1 protein-coding gene is annotated in these 2269 nt (G+C 66.7%); it reads right to left on the reverse strand.

Annotated features, from left to right (window positions below; translation table 11 throughout):
- Positions 1–1903 (reverse strand): glycosyl hydrolase family 28-related protein (locus BFF77_RS30630; protein ID WP_066956552.1); only part of this gene is annotated, 1903 nt, incomplete at its 3' end.
- Positions 1904–2269 lie beyond the last annotated feature (366 nt).

Here is a 2269-nt window from a genome sequence, read left to right on the forward strand (position 1 = left end):
GCGGGGTGGTGGGACCGCCCGGCACACCGCCGTTGGTCCACACCGGGTCGGGCCAGTTGCCGGTGCACGCGGGCGGGTTGGCGTACCAGCCCGAGTTACCGCTGCCCTGGGTGATCTGGAAGCCGCTGCCGACACAGTTGTGGATCGGGTTGGGCTGGGCGATATGGGTGGCGGTCACATTGGTGAACGAGGCCGTGCCCGGTGCCTGGATCTGGAGCGCGTACGTACCCGCGCCGTCGATCCTGATGTTGTTGAAGCGCAGCCCGTTGGTCGCGCCCTCGATCAGGTGGATCGCGGCGTAGGAGCTGTCCAGCACCTCGCTGTCGGTGATGTTGACGGTCGCGTTGATCGGCTCGTTGAGTCCGCTGAACCAGATCGCGCCGACGCCGAAGCGCCAGTTGTAGTCGTTGTTGCCGGTCCGGATCAGGGTGTTGCGCGCGGCGGTGGTGACACCGGAGACCGCCGTGCCCTGACCGGAGTTGACGCCCGGATAGCGGTTGGCGATGTGCAGCCCGCCGCCGTTGGTGATCGTGTCCGACATGACGTTGTCGGAGATGGTGATGTCCCTGCCGCCGTAGGTGACGATGTTGTTCGCCAGGATCGGCAGGATCACGGTGTTGAACGTGAACTTGTTGTTCACGTTCGGCACGGCCTCCGCCCACATGGCCAGACCGTCGTCACCGGTGTTGCGCACAAAGGTGTTGGTGACCGTCGAGTTGGTGACGCCCATGTGGAAGTTGACGCCGTCGGCGGTCTGGTCCAGGATCCGGCTGTTCTTGATGGTGAAGTTGTTCATCGGGCCGTCCATCCAGGCGCCGCACTTGGTGTGCTGCATCCAGACGTTGTCGACGACCGAGTTCGACATCGCACCACCGATGGCGTTGACCTGGTCATTGTCCACGCGCTCACGGATGTCGCCGATGATGGCGAAGTCCCTGAGGGTGACATTGCTGCTGCCGCCCGCGTTGGCGTACTTGCCGTACACACCGACGGCCTTGCTGCGGTTGGACGGATCACGTCCGGTCAGCACGCTGTACCACGGGCCCGCGCCGCGCAGCGTCACCTTGTCGACGATGATGTGGTCGCGCACCTGGAAGGTGCCCTGCGGTATGTAGACCTCTTTGCCCTGGGTACGGCCCGCGTCGACCGCCGCCTGGATCTTGGCGGTGGAGTCGGCGGCACCGGTCGGGTCGGCGCCGAAGTCGGTGACGACGTCCAGCGCGCCGGAGGGCTTGCCGATCGGCGCGGCCACCTGCTCGAAGTCCGCCAGGTCGATGGTGAACGTCGGTGACGCGGCGGTGGAGGAGACCTGGAGCCTGACCTTCGTACCGGCCGGCAGCGTCGAGCCGAACATGGTCCGGGTCTCGTCGTAGAAGTGGTGCGGGTTGGTGTCGCCCGGGTTGTTGTTGAACGGGTAACCGCCGTAGTACCAGCCGTACTTGGAGGTCACCGGCACGCTCTTGAGCGAGTTGCCGTTGACCCGCAGGTCGATGTCGGCGTCCCGGCCGGTGCCCGAGGCGTTGTCGGGCAGCGAGTAGCGGAACGTCATCGCGTTCGCCGGGGCGGTGAGGGTGAATTCGACGTACTCACCGACCGCGTCGAGCGTCACGGCCTGCCGTCCGGAGGCTTCCGAAGGCAGCGTGCCGTAGAGGCGGTTGGGGCCGATCAGAGTGCCGTTGGTGGCGGCGTACTCGGCCTCCTGCTCCTTGAACGGCACGCTGGCGCCACGGCCCTGGACGTCGAGAGGGGAAGGTGCGGGGACCGCCGCCGCCTGGGCGTCGGGCGCGGTGGAGAGCACCACCGCCGCGGCCGTCCCGGCCACGGCGAGTGCGAGAGAGAGGGAGGCTGACAGGCCGCGCCGGAGCAAACGGCCTCTTGAGGTTGGGGGGAGTGTCACAGACATACGTCCTTGCGGCTCGTGGGGACTCTGCGGACGCGAAAAGGCTAGAAGCGGTGCCGCAGGAAGTCTATGAATCTGCGCAATTTTTGAAGCCCGAAGCAAAAATCCTCGACCCACGGCGAAAGGTGAAGCGGGGCGTAGGGGATTTTTCATCTCAACTCGCGGCCACGTTCCGGCCGTACGTCCGCTCTCGCGGCCCGCAAGGAGGTGACGGCCGGATACCGGGGAGCCGGCCGAGGGCGTGTCCGGCGGCGGGCCCGCCACCCACTCAGGATATGAAACGTTTCAATCGATGTGCGGCCGTGTGCTTACCGCGCGGCGGCTGACGGGCTTCGGGATGCCAAGGGGCGGGAGCCGGAGGGCGGGGCG

Source organism: Streptomyces lushanensis (genome assembly GCF_001700515.1).
Taxonomy (GTDB): Bacteria; Actinomycetota; Actinomycetes; order Streptomycetales; family Streptomycetaceae; genus Streptomyces; species Streptomyces lushanensis.